At 73.0% G+C, this 22,995-nt stretch carries 15 protein-coding genes and 1 pseudogene; 8 read left to right on the forward strand and 8 right to left on the reverse strand.

From position 1 onward, the window contains the following. Window positions 1–41: 41 nt before the first annotated feature. On the reverse strand, window positions 42–1,223 hold the full coding sequence (locus NAEX_RS16240) for a hypothetical protein (protein ID WP_143140598.1): 1,182 nt from the start codon (window positions 1,221–1,223) through the stop codon (window positions 42–44). Window positions 1,224–1,659: 436 nt separating this feature from the next. Between NAEX_RS16240 and NAEX_RS16245 the strand changes: the two genes are divergently transcribed. Further along, the gene (locus NAEX_RS16245; protein ID WP_170135769.1) at window positions 1,660–2,298 is read left to right on the forward strand and encodes a HEAT repeat domain-containing protein; all 639 of its coding nucleotides are present in this window, start codon (window positions 1,660–1,662) and stop codon (window positions 2,296–2,298) included. 122 nt (window positions 2,299–2,420) lie between these two features. On the opposite strand, the gene NAEX_RS16250 is transcribed toward NAEX_RS16245, so the two are convergent. The 3 genes from NAEX_RS16250 to NAEX_RS16260 form a co-directional block, all read right to left on the reverse strand. Further along, window positions 2,421–3,632 carry a GAF domain-containing sensor histidine kinase gene (locus NAEX_RS16250; RefSeq protein WP_096328402.1) on the reverse strand — a complete coding sequence of 404 codons (1,212 nt, stop codon included), beginning with the start codon at window positions 3,630–3,632 and terminating at the stop codon, window positions 2,421–2,423. A 220-nt stretch (window positions 3,633–3,852) separates the two neighbouring features. Continuing rightward, window positions 3,853–6,762 carry a serine/threonine-protein kinase gene (locus NAEX_RS52115; RefSeq protein ID WP_096328403.1) on the reverse strand — a complete coding sequence of 970 codons (2,910 nt, stop codon included), beginning with the start codon at window positions 6,760–6,762 and terminating at the stop codon, window positions 3,853–3,855. Further along, window positions 6,759–9,602, reverse strand: a complete 2,844-nt coding sequence (locus NAEX_RS16260; RefSeq protein ID WP_170135770.1) for a serine/threonine-protein kinase — start codon at window positions 9,600–9,602, stop codon at window positions 6,759–6,761. The genes NAEX_RS52115 and NAEX_RS16260 overlap by 4 nt, the downstream gene beginning before the upstream one ends. 785 nt (window positions 9,603–10,387) lie before the next feature. On the opposite strand from NAEX_RS16260, the gene NAEX_RS16265 reads away from it, so the two are divergent. Further along, window positions 10,388–11,014 (forward strand): RNA polymerase sigma factor, encoded by a 627-nt coding sequence (locus NAEX_RS16265; RefSeq protein ID WP_096328405.1) that lies wholly within the window; start codon window positions 10,388–10,390, stop codon window positions 11,012–11,014. A 275-nt stretch (window positions 11,015–11,289) separates the two neighbouring features. Here the strand turns inward: NAEX_RS16265 and NAEX_RS16270 are convergent, their stop codons facing one another. Further along, a complete protein-coding gene (locus NAEX_RS16270; protein ID WP_096328406.1) occupies window positions 11,290–12,060 on the reverse strand; it encodes a sigma factor-like helix-turn-helix DNA-binding protein in 771 nt (256 codons plus the stop codon). A gap of 58 nt (window positions 12,061–12,118) precedes the next feature. Beyond that, the gene (gene gshB / locus NAEX_RS16275; protein ID WP_096328407.1) at window positions 12,119–13,093 is read right to left on the reverse strand and encodes a glutathione synthase; all 975 of its coding nucleotides are present in this window, start codon (window positions 13,091–13,093) and stop codon (window positions 12,119–12,121) included. A gap of 85 nt (window positions 13,094–13,178) precedes the next feature. On the opposite strand from gshB, the gene NAEX_RS16280 reads away from it, so the two are divergent. The 3 genes from NAEX_RS16280 to NAEX_RS16295 are packed head-to-tail and all read left to right on the forward strand — an operon-like array spanning window position 13,179 to window position 16,094. After that, window positions 13,179–13,688 carry a hypothetical protein gene (locus tag NAEX_RS16280; protein WP_143140597.1) on the forward strand — a complete coding sequence of 170 codons (510 nt, stop codon included), beginning with the start codon at window positions 13,179–13,181 and terminating at the stop codon, window positions 13,686–13,688. Then, entirely contained in the window at window positions 13,685–14,680 is a 996-nt protein-coding gene (locus tag NAEX_RS16285; protein WP_096328409.1) for a helix-turn-helix domain-containing protein, read from the forward strand. Before NAEX_RS16280 ends, NAEX_RS16285 begins: the two co-directional genes overlap by 4 nt. Window positions 14,681–14,693: 13 nt before the next feature. Beyond that, window positions 14,694–16,094, forward strand: coding sequence for a GH3 domain-containing protein (locus NAEX_RS16295; RefSeq protein ID WP_143140596.1), 1,401 nt, complete (start codon window positions 14,694–14,696; stop codon window positions 16,092–16,094). Between the two features lie 469 nt (window positions 16,095–16,563). Here the strand turns inward: NAEX_RS16295 and NAEX_RS54525 are convergent, their stop codons facing one another. Next, the gene (locus NAEX_RS54525) at window positions 16,564–17,133 is read right to left on the reverse strand and encodes a VOC family protein (RefSeq protein ID WP_096333632.1); all 570 of its coding nucleotides are present in this window, start codon (window positions 17,131–17,133) and stop codon (window positions 16,564–16,566) included. Continuing rightward, a pseudogene (locus NAEX_RS54530) lies at window positions 17,125–17,538 on the reverse strand (VOC family protein); the annotation flags it as partial. The pseudogene NAEX_RS54530 and the gene NAEX_RS54525, both read right to left, overlap by 9 nt. 800 nt (window positions 17,539–18,338) lie before the next feature. Between NAEX_RS54530 and NAEX_RS16305 the strand changes: the two are divergent. From NAEX_RS16305 to NAEX_RS16315, 3 genes are all read left to right on the forward strand, one after another. Further along, window positions 18,339–20,033 carry an IgGFc-binding protein gene (locus NAEX_RS16305; RefSeq protein ID WP_096328412.1) on the forward strand — a complete coding sequence of 565 codons (1,695 nt, stop codon included), beginning with the start codon at window positions 18,339–18,341 and terminating at the stop codon, window positions 20,031–20,033. Window positions 20,034–20,211: 178 nt separating this feature from the next. Continuing rightward, window positions 20,212–22,044: an adenylate/guanylate cyclase domain-containing protein gene (locus NAEX_RS16310; protein ID WP_100792992.1), complete on the forward strand. Its 1,833-nt coding sequence runs from the start codon at window positions 20,212–20,214 to the stop codon at window positions 22,042–22,044. Between the two features lie 131 nt (window positions 22,045–22,175). Continuing rightward, window positions 22,176–22,931, forward strand: coding sequence for a hypothetical protein (locus NAEX_RS16315; RefSeq protein ID WP_096328414.1), 756 nt, complete (start codon window positions 22,176–22,178; stop codon window positions 22,929–22,931). Window positions 22,932–22,995: the final 64 nt, after the last annotated feature.

Here is a 22,995-nt window from a genome sequence, read left to right on the forward strand (position 1 = left end):
GGGGATTGGCACGTCTCGCAGGTCGAGCGGCGTGGAGCGCATTATCCCAGCTCGGTGGGCACCACGAACTGGGCGATCTTCTGCCCGTCGATCGACCAAAAATCCACGAAGTGGGGCGCCAGACGAACGAGGCGCTGCATGCCGAGCCAGATGAGGTCCCCGGGGAAGCCGTAGTCCGGTCGGTGCCCATGTCGGTAGTAGTCCGGCAGACCGTCCGGGATCGCGGGAGCGGGCGCCGAGAACGTCGAGAGCGCGAGCCCGCTGCTCGCGTCGAACAGGCGAATCTCCTGCCCATCCAGCAACAGCGCCACGCCGTGGCCGTCCGGTGACCATGCGATGCCCGAGGCCTCCGGAACAGCATGCGAAGCTTGGATCAGCCGCGGCGCGAGGTCGATCGTGACCTCGATACGACCGTTGCGAACGATATCCAGATGCGTGGTCTTCCGATCCAGCCCGTGACTGCGCAGGAGCAGCGCGCCCTCGCGACCCCAGCGCAGCTCGTCGAAGTGCGGCAGGGAGGGCGCGAGCGTGCACACGCGCCGTCCGTCGTCGCCGTCGAAGATCACGATCTCGTCGCGCGCAGGCGACTGGCCCCAGTGGACCCTGGCACACCACCGCCCGTCCCCCGACCAGTGCACCTCGTGGGACGAAGGAAGGTCCTCCAGCGTGTGATGGTAGAGTAGCTTGCGGCCGAGCGGGTCGAAGGCCGCGATCCCGTGCCCGACCGTGCCGACGACCGCGCCCGTCGCCGCGTTCCACTCGAGCTGCGCGAACCTCGGCGAGCCGATGTCCTCGAAGTCAAAGCGCGAGTCGCCCTCGCGGATCTCGAAGAGCGCACCGGTGTCCGAGAACATCCGCGTCTCGTCGACCCAGACGTAGCGGACCCCGCTGTCCCGCGTCTCGTCGGGCCACGCATCGCCCACGATCCGAGCCCTGTCCAGGAGCGCGATCCCGTTGGTCCCCACGTTCGTGGCCAGGCGCCGCCCGTCTGGATGCCAGCGCAGGAGGCCGGGCTGCTCGGACCAGCCGACGTGGTCATCGAAGCCCGTCGACGAGCGCAGGCTGCCCGCCTGAGCGTCGAAAACCAGCACTGCCCCGCCCTGATTCTCTGCGTCCGTGCACGCGACCGCGAGCCACGGTTGACCGGGGTGGACGGCTACGTTCTCGATCAGGCAGTTGCTCGGCCATTTCGGGCTCGGCTGGATGGGCCAGGCATCGTTCATGGTGGGAGCCGCATGGTACCCGCTCACGCTGCCGAGGTAGCGTGAGCCGAGCCGAACCTCGCTTCGAAGCTGGCGTCGACCGTGAACACTCTCCCGCGCTCCGACCGGGCCAGCGCCTCCGAGCTCTGCCCGGCGAGCAGGCGGGACCGATCCGCCGAGCCGCGCAGCGCCGCCCCGGCCCCGCTTCCTTGCAGCGTGTCATTCCCGTGCGGCGAGACGTCCGGCGACCGATGCTCCGATCACGGCATGGCGGGGAAAAGGTCCTTGGTGGGCTCTGTGGCCGATCACGCTCGCCCATCGCCATGGGTCGTCTCCGGGCGGAGCGCTTCCGGCGACGCATGCCGTGCAGCCTGCTCACCGCCGCGAGCGCTCGCGGCGGGGGCGAGGCTCGCAGCCGAGCGGCGCGCGGCGGCCGGGACTGCGCTATCCTGAGAGCGTGCCGGCGCGCGAGTTGCCTGCTCCATCGCCCGACGATCTTCGGCGGCATGAGAGCGCCATCGCCGGGCTGCGCGCGCTGCCGGCGGACGCGAAGTCGCGGGTGCAGCACCGGCTGCAGGCGCTCGAGCATCTGTGGCGCGACATCCCGCCGACGCGGTCGCTCCGACGCTGCGAGCTGCCGCGCCGCGCCGTGGTGCCGAGCGCGGAGGACGTCGCCTGCGTGGCGCGCTTCGCCGGCCATCCGTCGCCGGAGGTCCGTCGCTGGGTGTTTCAGGCGCTGCGGCACGCGACCCCGCACCGCGAACGGCTCGCGCCCGTCGTGCGCGCGGGGCTCGTCGATCCCTCGCCGGTGGTGCAGATCCACGCGGCCTCCGCGGCGCACCGACTCGGGCTGGGCGAGTCGATCGCGGCGGCGCTGGTGGCGGCCCTGGCCGATCCGGTATGGACGGTCCGCTGGTACGCGGCCGCGGCGCTGGCGACGACGGGCCGGCGCGAGCAAGCGGCCGCGGCGTTCGCCGCCGCGTTCCCCGAGCGACGGGCAGCACGCGCGAGCGAGTTCGACGTGCACGCGGAGAGGTGGCGCAGGCTGGCGGCCGCGTTCGACCCGCCGCCGCCGGCGATCGCCGCCCGCCTGTGACCGCTCGCCTGCGGCTGGCCCGCCTGTCGCCGCCTCCTGGGACCGCCGCCCGTACCTTCGCGGGCGCGCAGACGGATGACCATTCGGACATGCTCCTTCGAGCATGTCCAATCAGACATCCATCAGATCGGCTCGCGCGGCAGCGTCAGCGTGAAGGTCGAGCCGCGGCCGGGTTCGCTCTCGGCGACGATGTCGCCGCCCATGAGGCGGGCGTAGCGGCGGCTGATGGCGAGGCCGAGGCCGGTGCCGCGGAGCTCGGCCTCGTGGTCGCCGTGGACCTGGGAGAAGTCGCGGAACAGCAGGGCGAGCTTGTTCTGGGCGATGCCGACGCCGGTGTCGCGGACGCGTACGGCGATCTGGCGGTCGCCTGGCTCGAGGGTCACGTCGACCGAGCCGCGCTCGGTGAAGCGGATCGCGTTGGCCACCAGGTTGTAGACGATCTGGCGCACGCGGGTCGGGTCGGCGACGATCGGCGCCGGGCCGCGGGCGACGTTCAGCGCGACCGAGCGGCCGCGCAGCAGCGGGCGCACGGTCGCCTCGACGTCGGCCAGCAGCTCGCCGAGGTCGAACGGGCGCGGGCGCAGGCGCGGCTGGTCGAGCTCGAGCTGGGCGTAGCCGAGGATGTCTTCGACGACCTCGAGCAGGTGCGTGCCGGCGCGGTGGATCGCCCGCAGGTCGTCGGCGGTGCCGTCGAGCTGGCCGACGGGGCCCTCGAGCAGCAGCTCGCTGAGGCCGAGGATCCCGCCGAGCGGGGTGCGCAGCTCGTGGCCCATGGTGGCGAGGAACACGTCCTTCGCGCGCACGCCGGCGAGCGCCCGGTCGCGCGCGTGGGCGAGGTCGACGAGCTGGCGCCGCAGCTCGAGCTGGGCGATCACCTGGCGGCCGAGCACCGCGAGGCCCTGGCGCTGCACGGCGTCGAGGCTGCGCGGCACCCGGTCGATGACGCACAGGGTGCCGAGCGCGAAGCCCTCGGCGTTGACCAGCGGCGCGCCGGCGTAGAAGCGGATGTTCGGCTGCGACGCCACCAGCGGGTTGTCGGCGAAGCGCGGGTCGGCGCTCGCGTCCTCGACCTCGAACACCCCGCGCTGCAAGATCGCGTGCGAGCAGAAGGCGATGTCGCGCGGCGTCTCGGTCGCGTCGAGCCCGACCCGCGACTTGAACCACTGCCGCCCGGCGTCGACCAGGCTGACCAGCGCGATCGGGGTGCCGCACAGCTCCGAGGCGAACCGCGTCAGCTCGTCGAAGTCGGCCTCGGGCGCGCTGTCGAGGACGGCGTAGCCGCGCAGCGCCGCCAGTCGCTCGGGTTCATCCTGCGGGAGCGGGGCGACCTTCATGCATCTCAGCGTAGGCGAGCCCGACGGTGCGCAGCAACACCGTTCCCCGCGGCCGACGGTCGCGCCGTCTGCGCCTGCGCTTCGGGGCGCACCGGAGCTGGCCCTTGAGACATCTGCCGCCGCGCGTCGCGGACAGCCGTCCGACCTGGCCGTTGCGACAGGTCCTCACGGGCGTCACGGACACGCGTCCGAACATGTCCGTGAGGACATGTCCGAACGGTTAGCCGTTCTTGCGCTCGAGCAGCCAGGCGTCGACGGCCGCGACCATGCGGACGTCGCTGGCGGCGGCGGCGAGGGCGCGGGCCTCCTCGGCCACGTGTTCGGCGCGCTCGCTCTGGCCGGCGAAGGCCAGCGAGCGGGCCAGGCGGAACGCGCTCGCGTAGCGGAGCGACGGCTGGACCAGTTCGCCGCGAGCGCTGGCGACCGCGTAGGCGCGCTCGGCGACGGTCACCGCCTCGGTGGTCCGGCCGGCGGTGGCGAGGACCTCCGCGAGCACCTCGAGCGCGCTGGCGATGTAGGGCTCGTCCTCGCCCCACGCGCGCTCGGCGTCGACCACGGTCGCGCGGATCTCGGCTTCCGCGCCGGCGAGATCGCCCTGGCGCAGCAGCGCCTGCGCCAGCCACACGCGCAGCCGGAACAGCTCGGGGTGGAGCGGGCGCGCGTCGATCGGCAGGCCCACGGTCGCGCTGGTCGCACCGACGAGGGCGCGGCGGATCTGGCGGGCCGCCTGCGCCGGGTCGCCGCGCAGCATCAGCGCCTCGACCGCGCCGTTGGTCAGCTGCAGCGCGAGGTGGCTGTCGTCGGGCACGAGGCCGGCGATGCCCAGGCGCGCGCGCTCGAAGATCGCCGCGGCGGCGTCGGCCTGGCCGTGGCGCAGCGCCAGCATCCCCGCGGAGCGCAGGCTGGCCGCGTACTCGGGGTGGCGCTGGCAGCAGCCGACCTCGGCGGGCGCGGCGTCGCCGGCGGCGACCAGGGTCTTGTAGTCGACCGTGGTCGCCGGCGTCACGCCCGGGTCGCACAGGCGCTGGCGGAGGGTCACGAGCGCGCGGTCGACGTGCTGCTCGGCCGTGTCGAGCAGGCCGAGGCTGGTGGCCGCGTCGGAGGCGAGGCGGAACAGCACGCTGACCTCGGGCAGGTGCGACGAGCCGGCCGCCTCGTGCATGGCGATCGCGCGCTCGAAGTGGCCGAGGGCCTCGGCGTAGCGGCCGGTGGCCAGCGCGACCTCGCCCTGGGCCTGGGCGAGGGCGGCGCGCTGGGGCGGCGCGCCGCCGCGGGCCAGCAGGGCGTCGACGTGGCGGACCCACCGCTCGGCGGCGATGAAGTCGGCCAGGTGGACGCCGGTGACCTCGACCAGCTCGGTGGCGGCGGCGATCGCCACCCGCTCGTGGCCCGACTCGAGGGCCGCGAAGTAAGCTGTCTGAAGGGACAGCAGCGCGTCCTTCGGCCGGCCGCTGCTGACGAGCACGCGGCCGCGGGTCAGCTCGTAGTCGGCGCGCAGCGGCAGCTGGCCGTCGGGCAGCGCGAGCGCGTCGAGCACCGCCAGCGCCTCGGGGAACTTGCCGGCGCGGCGGTGGCTCTCGGCGCGGGCGATCGCCGCGTGCTGCTCGGCCAGCGTGCGCGCCAGCTCGGGGTCGTCGGGCGGGGCGGCGCGGCGCTGCAGCTCGAGCGGGTCGGCGCACGACTGCGGCGACTCGAGCCCGGCCACCAGGTCGGACGCGTGCACCGCGAACGCCGCGTCGGGCCGGCCGAACAGGTCGAGCACCGCCTTGAAGTCGCGCAGGCGGTCGCCGAGGCAGGCCCGCCGCAGCTCGTACAGCGCGCTCGACTGCTCGTGGCGGACCTCGGCGGCCACGCAGGCGTCGGCCGCCACCTCGGTCCAGCGCTCGGCGTACTCGTCGTACTGGCGGCGCGCGACCGTCCACGACTGCGCGACCGTCGGGTCGACCGCGCGCAGCGACGCGCCGACGCCGGCGAAGCGGGCCGGGTTCCACACCTCGGCGATCTCCTGCCGCGCCCGGTCCTCGCACACCTGAATGTTCACACCTGTCTGATAGGACAGCCCCACCCCGACCGCGGCGAACACCGCGGTGAAGCCGGCGGCGGCCAGCCACGCGGTGCGCGGCGGCTCGACGACGCGGTCGATCGCGGCGATGAGCGCGTCCATCGACGGGTGGCGGTGCTCGGGGCGGACCTGCAGGCCGCGCATCACCGCGGCCCGGAGCGCGCGCGGGACCCTCGCGCCGCCGGGCTCGCGCAGCTGGCCGGCCAGCACCGCGCGCATCAATTCGGCGAGGCTGTCGCCGGGGAACGGGCGGCTGCGGAACAGCGCCTCGTAGAGCGCGACGCACAGCGCGAACTGGTCGGAGCGGGCGTCGGCCCGGTCGCCGCGGAACTGCTCCGGGGCCATGTAGGCCGGCGTGCCGACCAGCGAGCCGGTGATCGTCAGCGACGCGTCGAGGGGGCGCATGCCGGCCGAGCCGGAGCCGGAGCCGAAGCTGAGCTCGGGGTCGCGGGTCCGCTCGAGGTCGGCGAACAGCTGCGGGTCGCCCTCGGCGCGGGCCAGGCCGAAGTCGAGCACGCGGACGCGCCCGTCGTCGCCGACCATCGCGTTCTGCGGCTTGAAGTCGCGGTGGACCAGCCCGGCCTCGTGGGCGGCGGCCAGGCCCGAGGCGGCCTGGCGGAACACGTCGACGATCTCGCGCCAGGTCCTTTGCTGTCTCTTGAGCCATGTACTCAAGGTCACGCCGTGGACGAACTCCATGGCGACGTAGACCTGGTCGAGGTGGGTGCCGACCTCGTGGACGCTGACGATGTTGGGGTGGGACAGGCGGGCCATCGCCTGGGCCTCGCGCAGCAGGCGGGTGCGGGCCTCGGGCGTGGAGGCGGCGCCGGCCTCGGAGTGGAGCAGCTTGACCGCGACCTTGCGCTCGAGCTCCTCGTCGTAGGCGGCGTAGACGACCCCGGTGCCGCCGCGGCCGAGCTCGCGCAGCACCGTGAAGCGGCCGATCTTCGCCGGCGCGGCCGGCTCGTCGAACAGGCTGGCCATGATCGCCTGCTTGACGCGCTCGTTGGCGAAGTCGCCCTCGACCTGCGGGCGCAGGGCCTCCGGGAAGATGGTCGGGCCGGTCATCGCTGGCCTCCGCGCTTCATCGCCTGCTTGGTGAGGAACTCGTCGATCTCCGACATCCACTCCTTCGCGTCCTTGCGCTGCTTGAGCGCGAAGGCCCGGGCCTCGTACGCCAGCTCGACCGCGCGCCGGTCCTCGCCGACCTCGGCCAGCGCCGCCGCGAGGTGCCAGATCGCGTAGTAGTGCCAGTGCTCGTTGGCCGGGTTGGGGTCGCGGCGGGTCAGCGCCAGCGCCCGCTCCGCGTAGGCCACCGCCCGCTCCGCGAGCCCCTCGAGGCGGCTCAGCCCGCTCAGGTTGAGCAGCACCTGCGTCAGCCGCGGGTCGACGGGGCCCCAGCTCTTCTCGGCCCGCGCCAGCGTGGCGGTCAGCTCGGCCTCGGCCTCGACCGGGCGCTTCAGGTGGTGCAGCAGCATGCCGAGGTAGTTGTGCATCTCGTAGCTGTCGCCGAGCAGGCGGTCGCTCGAGCGCTCGAGCACGGCGATCGCCTCGCGCGCCGGCTGCTCGGCCAGCTCGAGCCGCTTCATCGCCTCGTAGGTGTAGCTCGTGTTGGCCCACAGGGTCATGTAGACGTGGTTGCGCTGGTTCGGCAGGTCGACCGCGGCGTCGAGCGCCTGCTTGAACACCGCCAGCGCGCGCTCGTACTGGCCGTCGACGCGCAGCGCCAGGCCGAGGCTGTTGTGGATCATCGCCACATCGGGGTGCTGGGGCCCGAGCTTGTCGCGCATGATGGCGAGCGCGCGCTCCTGCTGGGCGATGCCCTGCTTGGTCTCGCTGTTGTTGATCAGGTGGTCGCCGTAGAAGCGCAGCGCCCGGGCGAAGTCGATGGTCTTCTCCTGGTCGGCCTCGTGGTAGAGGCGCATCGCCTCGACGAGGGCCTTGCGGGCCTCGCCGTGCTCGCGAGCGAGGTTGGCGATCGCCCCGCGGATCGTCAGCGCGCGGGCGCGGCGGATCGGGTCGCCGCTGCGGGCCGCGTAGATCTCGGCGTGCTTGAGCCAGTCGCGGCTGGCGAACGCGTCGGACAGGCGGCGGCCGACCACGTAGGCGAGGCGCGTCGCGGCGTCGATCGCCACCTCCTGGTGGCCGGCGGCGATGGCGACGAAGAACGCGTCCTCGAAGCTGGCGCGGGCGCCGAGGTAGTCGCCGTCGTTCTCGCGCACCGAGCCGCGGCGGAACGCCAGCTCGGCCTGCACCGGCGGGTAGTCGGCCCCGGCCGCGGCCGCCTCGGCGGCGTCGAGCAGCGCCAGCGCCTCGGCGAAGCGGCCGGTCAGCTCGAGCGTCTCGGCCCGCCCGAGCTCGGCGCGGGCCGCCGCCACCTTGTCGGCCACCGCCGGGTCGGGCGGCCGCACCTTGGCCCGCAGGTACTTGTCGTCGCTGCACTGGGCGATGCTCGGCAGCATCGCCGTCAGCTCGTCGGCCTTGGCGACCAGCATGTCGTCGGGCCGCTCGAACATGTCGATCGCCGCGGCCAGGCGGTCGCGCCGCTCGCCGAGGCAGGTCATGCGCAGGTCGAGCTGCTCGGCCGACTCCTGCCGGCACGCCTCGCCGTAGGCCGCGGCCCACTTGGCGCCGTACGCGTCGAACGCCGCCGCCGCGCGCGACCACGCCGCCTCGGCCTGGGCCACCCCCGACGCCTGCGCGACCTCGGCCAGCCGCTCGCGGACGCCGTGGTTCCACACCGCCGACAGCCGCTCCTCGCCGCTGCACGCCTCGGCGAACGCACCTGTCTGATAGGCCAGGCCGACGCCGCCGCCGACCAGGGCCGCCGCCACGCCGGCGGCGATCGCCCAGCTGCGGCGCGCCGGCGGGCGGGCGAACTTCGCCAGCTCGGCCAGCAGCGGGCGCATGCTCGGCCAGCGCGCGTCGGGGTCGCGGGAGAGGCCGCGCAGCAGCAGCGCGCGGACGGCCCGCGGCACCCCGGCCGGCGCCGGCACGTCGCGCACCTGGCCGGACAGCACGCTCGACATCAGCTCGGCCAGGGTGTCGCCCTTGAACGGGCGCTCGCGGAAGGCCGCCTCGAACAGGGCGACGCAGAACGCGAACTGGTCGGCGCGCGCGTCGACGCGGCCGCCGAGGAACTGCTCCGGGGACATGTACGCCGGCGTGCCGAGCATGACGCCGGTGACGGTGATCGAGGCGTCGAGCGAGCGCAGGTTGGCGACCGCGGAGGTGTGCTCCTCGGCGGGTCGCATGTCCCCGAGGCCAGGTGCCGGCCCGGGCTCGAGCTCGGCGCGGGCCAGGCCGAAGTCGAGCACGCGCGCGCGGCCGTCGGTGCCGACCATCACGTTGGCCGGCTTGAAGTCGCGGTGGACCAGCCCGGCCTCGTGGGCCGCGGCCAGGCCCGTCCCGGCCTGCACGAACATCGCCGCGATCTCGGCGAAGCTGCGCCGCTGCCTCTTGAGCCAGGCGTGCAGCGTCATGCCGTGGACGAACTCCATCGCCACGTAGACCTGGCGGCCGAACGTCCCGACCTCGTGGACGCCGACGATGTTGGCGTGCGACACCCGGGCCATCGCCTGCGCCTCGCGCATCAGGCGGGCGCGCGCGACGTCCTCGCGGGTCTCGGAGTGCAGCAGCTTGACCGCGACCTTGCGGTCGAGCTGCTCGTCGAAGGCGGCGTAGACGACCCCGGTGCCGCCGCGCCCGAGCTCGCGGAGCACGGTGAAGCGGCCGATCTTCGCCGGCGCGGGCGCGTCCTCGACGCGCGGCGGGCGGGCGATCGGCCGCGTGTCGGCGGGCGCGACCGGGATCATCGTGGGCGCGTTCGGGTCGACCTGTCGCCCGTCCGGTGTGGCCCCGGCCGGCGTGTGCTGCAGCGTCGGCTCCCCCGACGAGGAGGACGACAACGCGCGGATTCGGTCTCGGAGCCCTGGCATGGCGGCCGCTTTCAGGGTGCTGTCCCGGAAGGGGGCTGCTGGATCGCGGCCCCGGGAACTTTTTTCGCTACGGCGGAACCGGAGCATGGTGACGGGGCCATCCCGGCCGAGGAAGTCCGCCTTCGCGGAGTTGCCCCGCCCGACGCCCGGCCCCCGTACGCGCACGAACGCGCCGTTCTTCCCCGCTGCCGCACCGCGGCAGCCAAGCGGGCCGGGTCTGCGGCGAGCGGCCACGGGCGCGGAAACCGTGGGCGAGATCGCGCAAACGCGCTGGGGGCCGCGTTCCCCTGCCCGTGAGCACGGCGTGCGAAATCGCTCATCCTTGTCCGACCTCCTCTGCCCCGTCGTGCCGGCCCAGAGAGGGTCGCGGCGGTGGCCAGGGGGATCGCTCGCGCCGCTCGAGTCGAGCTGCGTCGCGGCGGCCCCTCGGACCTCGGGGACTCGGGCCGGTCACGAATCCCGCGAACCCTCCGGCGCCCGCGGGCGCCCGCGATCGATCGAGCCAGGCGCAGCGGCGGCCCGACGCCGGCCGCCCGGCGAGCGAGCGTCGCGAGTCGGTCGCGCCTCGCGGCGGCGCGGCGTGCCGCGGCCATGGCTCCATTCGCAGGACGTCCTGCCGCGAGCTTCGCCGGCGACTCCGGACCACGCGATCGCCAATCGCCTCGCGCGCGCTCGCGGCGGCGCCGGCGGGATTGCGCCTGGGCCCGCTGGCGTCGGTCAGCAGCGGCGCGGCAGTCTGTTAGCATCGCGGCCCGGTGGTCGAGGACAGCGACGCGGCGCTCGTGGACGCCTGGCGTGGCGGCGATCGGGAGGCGGGGAAGCGCCTGTTCCAGCGCCACTACGCCGCGATCGCGCGGTTCTTCCGCAACAAGGTCGGCGAGGCGGGGCCGGACCTGATCCAGCGGACCTTCCTCGCCTGCCTCGAGGGCCGCGAGCGCTTCCGCCACGAGGCGGCCTTTCGCAGCTACCTGTTCGCCATCGCCTACAAGATGCTGTGCAAGCACTACCGCGAGCAGCGGCGCGACGAGGCGCGGGTCGACTTCGCGGAGGACTCGGCGCACGAGCTGTCGTCGCCGATCAGCGCGGTCGCGGCGCGGCAGGAGCAGCGGCTGCTGCTCGAGGGCCTGCGGCGGCTGCCGGTCGACTACCAGGTCGTGCTCGAGCTGCACTACTGGGAGGGCATCAGCGCGGCCGAGCTGGCCGAGGTGCTTTCTATCCCGGTCGGCACCGCCAAGACCCGCCTGCGCCGCGGCCGGGAGCTGCTCGAAGCGCGCCTGCGCGAGCTCAGCACCTCGGCGGTGCTGCTGCAGAGCACCCTCGCCAACCTCGACGCCTGGGCCGCCCGCCTGCGCGTCCAGGTGCTGGGCGACGAGCCGGAGTAATTTCTTACCGAGCCGCTGCCCCGGTCGGCTTCGATATGTCCGAAAGGACAGAAGTTTAACCTGTCCTTTCGGACATCCTCGAGCGAGTGTTTTACTCGGGGAGGTCGGGCTCCGCGGCTTCGACCGGCGATCAAGGACAGGACAGCGGCCGGTCCTCGGGCTCTGCCTGCACGCGCGCAGCGCCCCGCCTGACCTCGGAGTCAGGTCCGCGGCCTCGCGACCCGCGGCGCATTCCTACTACTTTGCTCCGGCCGCCGGGCGGCATTCCTGTCCTACTATGTTGGCACCGCGTCGTCCCCGACGGCGATGGTGACGAGCGCGTCGTGCTGCTCGGGGGTCGGCTGCACGGGGGGGAGGGTGCGGTACAGCTCGGCGATGTCGCGGTGCTCGGGCTCGTCGTTGTAGGCGGCGGCCGGGACGTCGGCGGTGTGCGGCGGGAGCTTGACGAAATCTGTCTCGAGGGCCAGGTTCAGGCGGCCCTCGCAATAGCACGGGTTGTGGCGGTCGATGTGGCCGCAGCGGGGCGCGAGGTAGTCTTCGAGGCGGCGGCGGGCGCGGGTGAGGCGGACGCGGAAGGCGCTCTCCTTGATGCCGAGCAGCTCGGCGGCGGCCGCGGGCGGGAAGCCGAACAGGTCGGTGACGACGAACGACACGCGCACCCCGGGCGGCAGGGCGCCGAGCACCGACGCCAGGCAGGTGCGCTTGAGCTCCCACAGCAGCACCGGCACGCGCGCCAGGTCGCCCTCGATCGGCGGCTTGAGCGGGTCGATGGGCTGCGTCTCCTCGCTGCGCAGCAGGTTGTCGAGGATGACGAAGCTGTGGTCGGCCTTGCGCCCGAGCGACTCCTCGATCCCGCGGGCCAGCTTGCCGAGCAACACATCGCCGGGCTTCTCGGCGGCCAGCAGCGCGTCGCGGTCGAGCCCGCGGAGCGCCTCGCGGACGTGGACGAATGCCTCGTCACGCGCGCCGCACATCACGTACGCGAATGCGTAGAGGCGCGGGATCGCGGCGCGCACCAGGGTCGCGAGCTCGGTCGGGCTGGACATCGTGGGGGGGCTGGCTCATGTCTAGCATCATTCGCGCGTTTTGGGTCGCGCGGCGGTGCTAGCGCAGCCGCGGCTCGAGGGCGGCCCAGAACCTCGCCTGCATGGTCTCGTCGCCGGTGAGGCCGCCGAGGCGATTGATCTCCTGCATGCCGGTCGGGCTGGTCACATTGATCTCGGTGAGGAACTCGCCGAGCACGTCGATGCCGACGAAGAACTGGCCCCGTTCGCGCAGGAAAGGCCCCAGGGCGGCGCAGATCTCCCGGTCGCGGGCGCTGAGCTGCGTCAGCGCCGGGCTGCCGCCCGCATGGAAATTGTTGCGCAGCTCGCCCTCCGCCGGGACCCGCATCACCGCCCCGATCGGCTCGCCGTCCACCAACAAGATGCGTTTGTCGCCGAGCTTCGCGGCGGGCACAAACTCTTGCGCGATCGTCCAGGTGCTGCCGTCGCGGGTCGCCAGCTCGAACAACGTGCTGAGGTTCGGATCTCCCTCACGGGCGATCAGCACCTCGCGTCCGCCGAATCCGAACACCGGCTTCAGAATCATCTGCCCGCCGAGTTCGGCGAGGGCGTCGCGCAGATCACCGATATTGCGCAGCAAGAACGTGCGCGGGATGAACTGGGGGAAGTCGAGGATCGCCAGCTTCTCGCTCAGGTCGCGCAGCCCCTGCGGCTGATTGATCACCAGCGTGTGGCTCACCGCCCGGTCCAGGCACCAGGTCGCCGTCACGAAGTCCGGGTCGACCGGCGGGTCCTTGCGCATCACCACCACGCGGAAGCTCGACAGCGGGCGCACCTGCGGGTCGCCGCTCGGGGCGAGCGGCGCGCCGGGCTCGTGCAGCCCGAGCGGCACGGCCCGCGCGACCGCCTCGGCCCCGCGCAGCAAGAGCCCGGGCAGCTCGACCGACCACGGCTGGTAGCCGCGCCGCAGCGCCTCGGCGATCATGAGGTACGAGCTGTCCTTCTTCGGGTGGATCGTCTCGAGCGGGTCGAGGACGAACAGCACGTCCCCCCGGGCATGCTTCACGGTCGGCATGGCCCCAGGATACCCGCTCGGGGGCGGTCCCGCGCCCGCAGGAAATTTGGAGGTTCATATCCTACATGCACATACTTGTAGACCCATGGCCGCCGCCGCCCGAAGACCCCGCGCTGCAACCGCGCCCAAGGCGCAATTGCCCGAACCGGGCTGGGCGAAGGTCCAGAAGGTCCAGCTCATCCGGCGAGAGGTGCGCGAGGTCCTGGCGCCGAGCGCCCTCGGTTTGCTGTTCAAGTACGGCGAGCTGGTGATCGAGGCCGGGCCGGAGCTGGGCCGCGGGCGCCGCGCGCCGGGCCAGCGGTTCTACGCGACGGTGATGGTGACCGTCGACCTCCGGCGCTGCGCCGCCCACTTCCGCGAGCCGGCCGACGTGGCCACCGCGGACAAGCTGGCGGAGCTGATGCTGGGCAGCGCGCGGGTGCGGCAGAAGTTGATCGCGCTGGCGCGGCCGGAGCTTGCGCGGCTGGCGGGTGTGCCGGCCGCGCAGCTGCACGTGGAGATCGATCATCACGTGCGCAGCGAGGGCACCCGAGTCTTCATCGACGGCGATGCCATGGTATCGCTGGAGGCCGCACGCGAGGCGAGCAAGCGATGAGCGAGACGAACGAGACCACCATCGCAACGTCGGACCCGTCGGCGCAGTCGGCCTACGCCGTGCGCGACGTGTCGCGCCTGTTCGAGCTGCCCGAGAGCCGCCTGCGCTACTGGGCCCAGACCGGCTTCATCTGCCCGTCGATCCGGGTCCGCGGGCGCACCTTCTACAGCTTCCGCGACCTCATCGCCATCAAGGTGGCCCGCGAGCTGCTCGGCGCAGGCATGCCGCTGCAACGCGTGCGCCGCAGCCTCGACTCGCTGCGCGTCAAGCTGCCCGAGGTCGACCAACCGCTGGCCCGCCTGCGCGTCCGCTGCGAGCACGAGCGCGTGGTCGTCGAGGACCAGACCCACAGCTTCGAGGCCGCGACCGGCCAGGTGCTGCTCGACCTCAACGTGCAGACGCTGCACCAGGAAGTCGCGCAGGTGCTGGCCATGCCGCGCCTGCAAGGCCCGACCCCCGAGCGCAGCGCCTACGAGTGGTTCCTCTACGCCTGCGAGCGCGAGGCCGCGTGGACCGGCGACGACCCCGACGACCCCGCGTTCACCGAGGCCCGCGAGGCCTACGACCGCGCCCTCGACCTCGACCCCGAGTTCGCCGCCGCCTACACCAACCTCGGCGCGCTGCTGGCCGCCGTCGGCGACCTCGACGGCGCCCGCGACCACTTCGACCAGGCGCTGCGCTGCGACCCCGGTCAGCACGAGGCCCAGGCCAACCTCGCCGCCCTGGCCCTGCGGACAGGTGATCCGGAGACGGCGATCGCCGGCTACCGCCAGCTGTTGCGCGCCGCCCCCGACTCGCTCGAGGCCCACTACGGCCTGGCCCGCGCCCTGCTGGCCGTCGGCGGCAAGGGCCAGGCCCTGGCCCACCTCGAGCGCTTCATCGCCGGCGTCGACGGCCTCGCCGCCGCCCAGCAGGCCGGGTCGCTCCGCGAGCGCCGCCAGCACGCGACCCGCGTCGTCGCCGCCCTCCGCCGCGAGCTCGGCTCCGGCTAGCCAGGAGCTGCGCATGTCCGACCCGAGGCCGCTGCGCGCACCCGGACGCGAACGCTGCCTCGAGCGCCTGGTCGACCAGCTCGGCGCCGGCGAGCTCGGCCGCACCTTCGGGCTGCGGCGGATCTCCGGCCTCCCCGATTTGCGCGCCCAGGTCCCCCTGCTCGACGCCCGCGCCCACGCCGCCCGCGTCGACCCGCTGCTCGACCTCGACGGCCCGGCCGACGCCGGCGCCGCGGCCGAGCGCGACGAGGTGGTGCTGGTCTGGAGGACATGGCTCTCGGAGCATGCTCGATCGGGCATGTCTGATGGGACTGGCCTGCGCGCCGGCCTGCTGCAGGCCCGCCGGGCCGACCCGGCCGTCGACGCGATCGCCGAGGACGACCTCGCCGCGCTCGGGGCCGAGGTGCTGCGCCTGCACGCGCTCGACGACCCGGCCCACGCGCTCGAGCGCCTGGCCGCGTTCGAACCTGGCCTTTTGGTCAGCCCGAGCGCGGCCGCGTTCGCCTGCCTCGAGGAGCAGGCCCGCGGCCCGCTCGAGCGCCGCCTGCCCCGCCTGCGCCTGCTGCTCGCCAGCTTCGACGTGCGCCTGCGCCTGCGCGCCCGCGCCGAGCTGCACTCGGCCGGGTGGATCGACCCGCGCGCCGGCCGGCTCGGCCTGCCGTCGCTGCGCCCGCCGGCCCGCGGCTTCACCCTCGCGCTCGCCAGCGCGATCGTCGAGCTGCTGCCGCCCGGCGACGACCGCCGCGGCTCCGACGAGGCGGCCGCGCTGTGGCCCGAGCACGCGATCGTCGGCGAACGCTACGAGCTCGTGGTGTCCTCGGGGACAGGTTGCCTGCGCCTCCGCACCGGCGAGTTCGTGCGCGTGGTCGGCTTCGACCCGCCGACCGCGCTGGTCCCGTTCCCCCGCGCCCGCGTGGTCCGCCTGCCCGCCCCCGACCCCGCGGTCCCCCTCGCCGGCCTGTCGCTGCCGGGCGCCGAGCTGGCCGCCAGCGTGCGCGCGGCGTTCCGCCCGGAGGACCCCGCCCTGGTCGCGGCGACCGTCGGCCCCGACCCGCAGAGCGTGGCCGACGACCCATCCCCCGCCGACTCGCGCCCGAACCACTTCGTCGACACGGAGCTCGGCTCGGCCGATGTCTCGGGGATCCGCCAGCCCCTGCGCGCGACCGGCCTGCACGTGCAAGTCGAGGTCCAGGGGGTCGCCCGGGCCGACTTTCGCGCCCGCCTCGGCCGCTCGATCGACGACGATTTGATCCGCCGCAGCCCGGCCTACGCCCACCTCCGCGCCGCCCGCCAGCTCCGCCCGCCGCGGATCGAGCTGGTCCCGCCCGGCGCCTTCAAAGAAGCATGGGACCGCGCCGCCCGCCGCCTCGACCACAAGGTCGCGGGCCCGGTGGTGCGCGTGCTGTCGAGCTGAGCTGTCCTTCAGGGCATCTCTTTTTTTTGCAAAAGACGATCACGAGCGCGGCGGCTCACCCGAATGTCTTCGGAGACATGGAAGCGAGCTTGAGGGGCGCGTACGCTCAACACATTCGCCTATCTCTTAAAACATGTCCTCCGAGGCACATCCTTCGCGCTGCGCCGCCCGGAGGCTCCGCGTCGGCGCGGGGCCGGCTCCGGCGACAGGCCCCCGCTGGGCCGACGGCCTGCGCGGCAAAGCGCCGGTGCGGCCCGGCGGCCTGCCCGTGCTTCGGCTTCTTCGGCGGCATCCAGGCGCGACGACAGCCGCTCTTCCGCGCGAGCGCAAGCGCGTGCATCGCGTGGCCGCTGCACCTGCATCTTCAGCCGGCCTCCCCCCATTTCTTCCGGCCCGTGCACAAACGGCGACGGCGCGCCGCCTCGCCCGCGAGGTCGGCGCGCCGCCGGTGCGTCGGCTCGGAGCCCGCTCAGGACTGCGGCTTCTGCTTGGCCATCTCGGCCTTCATGCGCTCGGCCATCTGCTCGGGGGACACGTCCTCCTTGTGGGTGGCGATGCCCCACGCCATGCCGGCGGGGTCGAGGACCATCCCGTAGCGGTCGCCCCAGAACATGTCGCCGATCGGCATGAGCGGCTTGGCGCCGGCCGCCGTCGCCTTGGCGAACACGGCGTCGGCGTCGGTCACGTAGTGGTGCAGCGACACCGGCGTGCCCTGGTAGTCGGCGATCGACTTGCTGCCCATCTCCGGGAAGGCGTCGGACAGCATGATCGTGCTGTCGCCGAAGGTCAGCTCGGCGTGCATGACCTTCTTGCCGTCGGGCCCGAGCATGCGCGTCTTCTCGGTCGCGCCGAACGCGTTCTTGTAGAACTCGATCGCCGCGTTGGCGTCGGCCACCACGAAGCTCGGCGTGATCGTGTGGTACTCCTTCGCCACCTTCTCGGTCGCCGGGGTGCCGGCGATCTTCTTCCACGCCGGCGGCGCGCCCTTCTTCGGCTTCTTCTTCGTCGGGGTGAAGGCGATCTTGCCGCGCTCCGCCATCTGCTCCGGCGTCAGGTCCTCGATGTGCGTGGCGATCTCCCAGCGGTGGCCGAACGGGTCGGTGATCTCGCCCCAGCGGTCGCCCCAGAACTGGTCCTCGGCGGGCATCGTCACCTTCGCGCCGGCGGTGGTCAGCGCGGCGATCGTGGCGTCGACGTCGGGCGAGTAGATCAGCAGCGACGCCGGCGAGCCGCCGAGGGCCAGCGGGCTCTTCATGTCGCCCGTCTCCTCGTCGATCATCAGGATCGAGTCACCGATCTTGACCTCGGCGTGGATCGACTTGCCGCCCTCGCCGGGGATCGTCAGCACCTTCGTGGCGCCGAGGTTCTTGGTGTAGAAGTCGACCGCCTCGTCGACGCCCTTGACGACGATCTGCGGGGTGATCGCATGAAAGCCCTCGGGGATCGGCTTGACCTCGGGCTTCGGCGGCTCCGGTGCCGGCGCCGGCGGAGCCGAGGCCGTCGACTCGGGCGTCGCCGTGTCGGTCTTCGGCGAGCTGCTGCAGGCCAGGGGGAGGAGCGTCAGCGCGATGAACAGGACTGAGGGGTGGGTCTTGGTCATGGGGTGGGGAACCTTGCAAAGCAGAGCGAAAATGTCCAGCGGCCTGATCCGTGTTCTGTACGCTGCCCCCGAAATTCCGCCGAAACCCCCAGCGAGTGGGGGCAGAATTTCCCACTCGCATTCCGGCGAATGTCACGAGTGGCTGGATCCAACCCTCACGTCTGCCGCCCGTGTACGGCGGACCGCAGGTGTCCATCGAGACCTGTCCGATCGGCCATGCGGCCATCGTCGTCACCTGTCCCTTTGAGCATATTTGGGCGAGCGCTCGACATCCCAGCGGCGCCGGTGATTGCGGGGAGCGTCGGGCGCCCGCTCGCCGCGAATGAGCACAACGAGGCCGGCGATTCGCGCTCGCCGCGACCGCCCGCGAGCTTCGCGTGATCGAGGCTCGGGCGGCAGCGCCATCGTGCGCACGAGCGGCCCCGGCGGCCTCGCAGCGCCTCCGGCGTCACGCGCTCGTCACCCGCGGCTGCGCGCCGAGAAGATCACCGCAGTCGCGCGCAGATCCTCGCGCGCCGGCCCGTGGGACGGCACGCGCGAACCCGCGAGTGGCTCTTCGCGCCGCGCGAGGGCGGCGGCTCGTGCCCGGGGCTCGGCTTGACGCGCCCGCGCGCGGCGACGTAGCGTGACCGTGGAGGCACCTCTTGCAACGCCGCTCGACGCGTCCGCTCCTCTCGTTCAGCGCCCTCGCGCTCGTCCTCGCCGGCTGCAGCGACACAGGAGGCCGCGAATCGAGCACCGAGGCGACGGGCGTCACCTCGGCCGGCAGCAACAGCAGCCCGACGGTGAGCACCACCGTGTCGCCGTCGACCACCGCTGGCCCGACCGACGGGACCGGCGGCGAGACCGGGTCGACCAGCGAGGCCGCGCCGACCACCGACGGCGTCGACAGCACCGGGCACAACACCAAGCTCGACATCGGCGGCCTGCCCGACTTCGGCGACGACACCGGCGACGAGGAGCCGCTGCCGCTGACGTGCGAGAACATCGCCATGCAGGCCGCGACCAGCGTCGGCTGCGAGTTCTGGGGCGTCGACCTGCCGATGCTGCAGTACAACGAGATGGCCTACGGCATCAGCGTCGGCAACATGTCCGAAGCGCCAGCCATGGTCACGATCGAGGATTTGCGCGGCCCGAACGGCACGTTGCGGGTCGTCACCCAGTTCGAGGTCGCGCCCAAGCAGAGCCAGCTCGTCAAGATCAACGGCCAGGACGGCGTCGTCGCCGGCGACCACAAGGTCGCGCCGCAGGGCATCACCCCGGCGGCGGCGTTCCGCGTGACGTCGACGGTCCCGGTCACGGCGATGCAGATCAACCCGGTGGGCGGCGGCCCCTCGCACGTCGCCGAGGCCAGCCTGCTGCTGCCGCGGCAGGCGCTGGCGACCTCGCACTTCGCCACCTCGTACGCGTGGGACTACGGCACGTGGACGGTGGTCGTCGCGGTCGAGGACGGCACCACGATCACCACCTCGACCGGCGACGCCGCGCTCGACGCCTTCGACGCCTGGACATTCCTGCCGAACGACGACACGAACGCCTTCTTCGTCGGCTCGGACAAGCCGGTGGCCGTGTTCTCGGGCACCGACTGCGTGCTGATCCCCGGGAACCCCTGGTACGCCTGCGACCACCTCGAGGAGCAGATGGTCCCGCTCGCGTCGTGGGGCACCAGCTACGTCGGCGCCCGCCACCCGCAGCGCGTGCCCGAGATCAACCCCACGCCCGAGGAGGTGCGCTGGCGGGTCGTCGGCGCCGTCGACGGCACCACCGTGCAATTGCAGCCGCCGCAGCCCGGCGTCGGCGGGATGATCAACATCGCCAAGGCCGGCCAGATCGTCGAGTTCGCCAGCACCGAGAGCTTCGTCGCCACCGGCGACCAGCCGTTCATGCTCATGCAATTCATGACCGGCTGCTACAACGTGATCAAGACCACCAACGCCCCCAACAGTTGCAGCCAGGGCCCGACCGGCGACCCCTACATGATCCAGGTGCCGCCGATCGAGCAATGGATGACGGCGCTGCCGTTCCTCACCGACACCTCCTATCCGCGCGACTTCGCCATCATCATGCGCGAGGCCGGCACCGTCGTCGAGCTGGCTTGCCTCGGCGTGGTCCCCGACGACCACTTCACCGCGATCGCCGGCACCAGCTACGAGGTCGGCTACGTCGAGCTCGACGACAACAGCGGCGAGGGCAACTGCGTCGACGGGGCCCACTTCATCAGCGCCGACGCCCCGATCGGCGTGATGGTCGCCGGCCTCGACTGGGCCACCTCCTACGGCTACCCCGGCGGCCTCAACTTCAAGTCGCTGTGGGTCCCGCCGACCGAGCCGCCCGGCTGATTCGCGGTCGATTTGGACGAGATGTCCCCCGGGACATCTCGCCCCCGCCGCGGCGACGTTATGGCAGCACATGTCCTGCGAGACATGTGGCCCGCGCCGACTCGCGAAGCGCCGCGTGCGTGAAATCGCGGCGCGCAATGGTCCGCCGCGCGCCGCCGCCCTGCTAAAGTCGGGCGTGATGCAGCCGGAAGTCTACGCCTGGGAGTTCGACATCCCCGTCGCCCGGCCCTCGCTGTGGGCCTTCGTGTCCGACACGGAGCGGCTCAACCGGCTCGCCGGCGTGTTCCCGGTCCACTATCAATACAAGCCGCTCGACACCGGCGGCAGCGAGGTCGTCGCCGAGGCGCGGGCGGCCGGGGTGCTGCTGCGATGGGTCGAGCGCCCGTGCGAATGGGTCGAGCCGGAGTACTTCCGCTTCACCCGCGATTACAGCAAGGGGCCGTTCGTGCGCCTGGTGTCCGAGGTGCGCCTGCGCGACGGCGACCGGCCGGGCACCACGAGGCTGACGCACACGATCACCGTCACCCCGGGCCACTTCATGGGTCGCGTGCTCGCGCGCGTCGCCATCGGCGTGCAGACGCGGGCCGGCTTCGCCCGCGCCTACGCCCTGGCGCCGCAGTGGGCCGCGGGGCAAGAGCTGCCGGCGATCGGCAGCGAGCGCCTGCCGCCGCGCGGGTTCGCGGCCCGCGAGCTGCGGCGCGTGCTGGTCCCGCTGGCCCACCGCCTCGGCACCCCCGCGCTGGCCGAGCACCTGTCGCATCACCTGCTCGGCAAGCCCGACAGCGAGCTCGACAGCCTCGCGCCCCACGTGCTCGCAAGCGAGTGGCGGGTCGATCGCCGGCCGCTCTTGCGCCTGTTCCTCCACGCCACCAGGGCCGGGCTGTTCGCCCTCCAGTATCACCTCGTCTGCCCGTCGTGCCGGCGCAGCAAGGCCTCCGTCGCCTCGCTCGCCGACCTGCGTGAACACGGCCACTGCCCGAGCTGCAACATCCGCTTCGACGTCGACTTCGACCGCGCCGTCGAGGTCCGCTTCTCGCCCCGCCCGCTCGGCGTCGGCGACGACGCCGCCGAGTACTGCCACGCCGGCCCGCGCAACACCCCGCACCGCGTCGCCGGCTGGAACTTCGAGCCAGGTACTTCGAGACAGGTCGAGGCCCTGCTCGGCCCCGGCCGGCACCAGCTCGTCTCGCCGCAGGCCGGCTCGGTCTACTTCGACGTCGTCGACGAGCCCGACGCGCCGCGCGAGGCCGCCCTGACCCTCGCCACCGACGGCCTGTCCGGCGCGCCCGAGCGGATGCGGGCCGGGCCGGTGCGCCTGGTCGTCGACAGCCGCTTCGGCGTGCCCGCCGAGTTGATGATCGCCCGCGCGCGCTGGGCCGACGACGCCGTCACCGTCGCCGAGCTGACGGCGATCCAGGAGTTCCGCGAGCTGTTCGGCGGCGAGCTCCTGGCCCCGGGCGCCGAGTTCTCGATCCAGAACATGGTGTTCCTGTTCACCGACCTGGTCGGCTCCACCGCGATGTACGAGCGGCTCGGCGACGCGGCCGCGTTCAGCCTGGTGCGCCGCCACTTCGACCTGCTCGCCGACATCTATTCGCAGCACGGCGGCGCGCTGGTGAAGACGATCGGCGACGCGATCATGGCGGTGTTCCGCCGCGGCGACGACGCCCTCCGCGCCGCGCTGGCGATGCACGCGAAGATCCCCGGCCTCCGCGAGGTCGAGGGCGGCGCCGGCCTGGCCCTGCGGATCGGCCTCCACCGCGGCCCCTGCATCGCCATGACCGCCAACGACCGCATCGACTACTTCGGCACCACCGTCAACACCGCCGCCCGCGTGCAGGGCGTCGCCGGCGGCCACGAGGTCGCCCTCAGCCCGGCCATGCTCGAGCTGCCCGAGGTCCGCGCCGCCCTCGCCGAGACGAAGCTGCCCGCCCGCACCGAGGAGCTGAAGCTCAAGGGCCTGGTCGGGCGCCACGCGATCTCGATCGTCCAGGTGCCGCCGCCGGCGTGAGCGGTGACATGTCTGAAAGGGCATGCCCTTTCGAACATGCCTCCGCCGCCGCGGCGAACGCCTCGCCGCGTGCAGCCGCCGCTCCCAGGTGCTCCCGGGCGGATGTCGGTCATGTTGTCTCGTTGCAGTCCATGCCACGAAACACCGCACCTCTCGAATTCAATCTCATCCTCGCGCTCTCGGCGGCCGCCTGCGGCGGGGAGTGGGACGAATCGGCGACGCCGCTCGCGGACACGAGCGCCGGCGTGCTCGCCCGCGCGGGTTCGGGCGATGCGCCCGACGCCCTCCCGGAGGCGATCGACGATTCGTGCGCGACGCCACAATTCGTCGACGGCGCCGGCCCCGGCGAGCTGGTGCGCTGCGAGGGCCGGCTCGCCGATTCGTACTTCTACTTCGATCAGTGCAAGCTCACCTGCGGCAACCCCGTCAAGCAATCGGTCGAGGCGGTCGCCTTCCCCGGGGACGAGGAGGTCGGCGCCTGCTGCGAGGCGGGGGTGTCCGCCGAGGCGCTGGTGGCCGGCTGCAAGAGCGACTGCGCCCACGGGGCCTGCCTCGGCGCGCTCCTCCGCTTCGACGAGCTGCTCGCCGATCCCGCGACCACCGCGCCGTGCGGCGTCCTCGCCGGCTGCAAGGCCCGCGTGATCGAGTCGCTCACCCACTATAAAAATTTTGTCGCCGCCAACTTCGCCGCCTGCGTCCAGGCCGTCGTCGACGACGAACTGTTCCCGCTCGGCGAGCCTCCGTGCGGCCCCTTCGCCGGCTGCCTCAAGAGCGGCAGCCTCGAGCTGCATTGCGAGATCTCCGGCGTCCAGCAGGACGTCGTCCTCGAGCCCGTCTGCGAGCAGGCGCTGAACCAGCCGCCCGCGCCGGCTCCCGCCGATCCATGACATGCTTGGAAGGACATGTCTTCGGGAGCATGCTCCTTCGAGCATGCTCTGTCGCGCGGCTCCC

It is taken from the genome of Nannocystis exedens (assembly GCF_002343915.1).
In the GTDB taxonomy this organism is placed as follows: Bacteria; Myxococcota_A; Polyangia; order Nannocystales; family Nannocystaceae; genus Nannocystis; species Nannocystis exedens.

Coding starts and splice junctions, on each gene's coding strand:
- NAEX_RS16295 (WP_143140596.1), top strand. CDS start 14,694: ATGTCCGACCCGAGGCCGCTGCGCGCACCCGGACGCGAACGCTGCCTC.
- NAEX_RS16280 (WP_143140597.1), top strand. CDS start 13,179: ATGGCCGCCGCCGCCCGAAGACCCCGCGCTGCAACCGCGCCCAAGGCG.
- NAEX_RS16250 (WP_096328402.1), bottom strand. CDS start 3,632: ATGAAGGTCGCCCCGCTCCCGCAGGATGAACCCGAGCGACTGGCGGCG.
- NAEX_RS16315 (WP_096328414.1), top strand. CDS start 22,176: ATGCCACGAAACACCGCACCTCTCGAATTCAATCTCATCCTCGCGCTC.
- NAEX_RS16270 (WP_096328406.1), bottom strand. CDS start 12,060: ATGTCCAGCCCGACCGAGCTCGCGACCCTGGTGCGCGCCGCGATCCCG.
- NAEX_RS52115 (WP_096328403.1), bottom strand. CDS start 6,762: ATGACCGGCCCGACCATCTTCCCGGAGGCCCTGCGCCCGCAGGTCGAG.
- NAEX_RS16310 (WP_100792992.1), top strand. CDS start 20,212: ATGCAGCCGGAAGTCTACGCCTGGGAGTTCGACATCCCCGTCGCCCGG.
- NAEX_RS54525 (WP_096333632.1), bottom strand. CDS start 17,133: ATGGCGGAGCGCGGCAAGATCGCCTTCACCCCGACGAAGAAGAAGCCG.
- gshB (WP_096328407.1), bottom strand. CDS start 13,093: ATGCCGACCGTGAAGCATGCCCGGGGGGACGTGCTGTTCGTCCTCGAC.
- NAEX_RS16285 (WP_096328409.1), top strand. CDS start 13,685: ATGAGCGAGACGAACGAGACCACCATCGCAACGTCGGACCCGTCGGCG.
- NAEX_RS16240 (WP_143140598.1), bottom strand. CDS start 1,223: ATGAACGATGCCTGGCCCATCCAGCCGAGCCCGAAATGGCCGAGCAAC.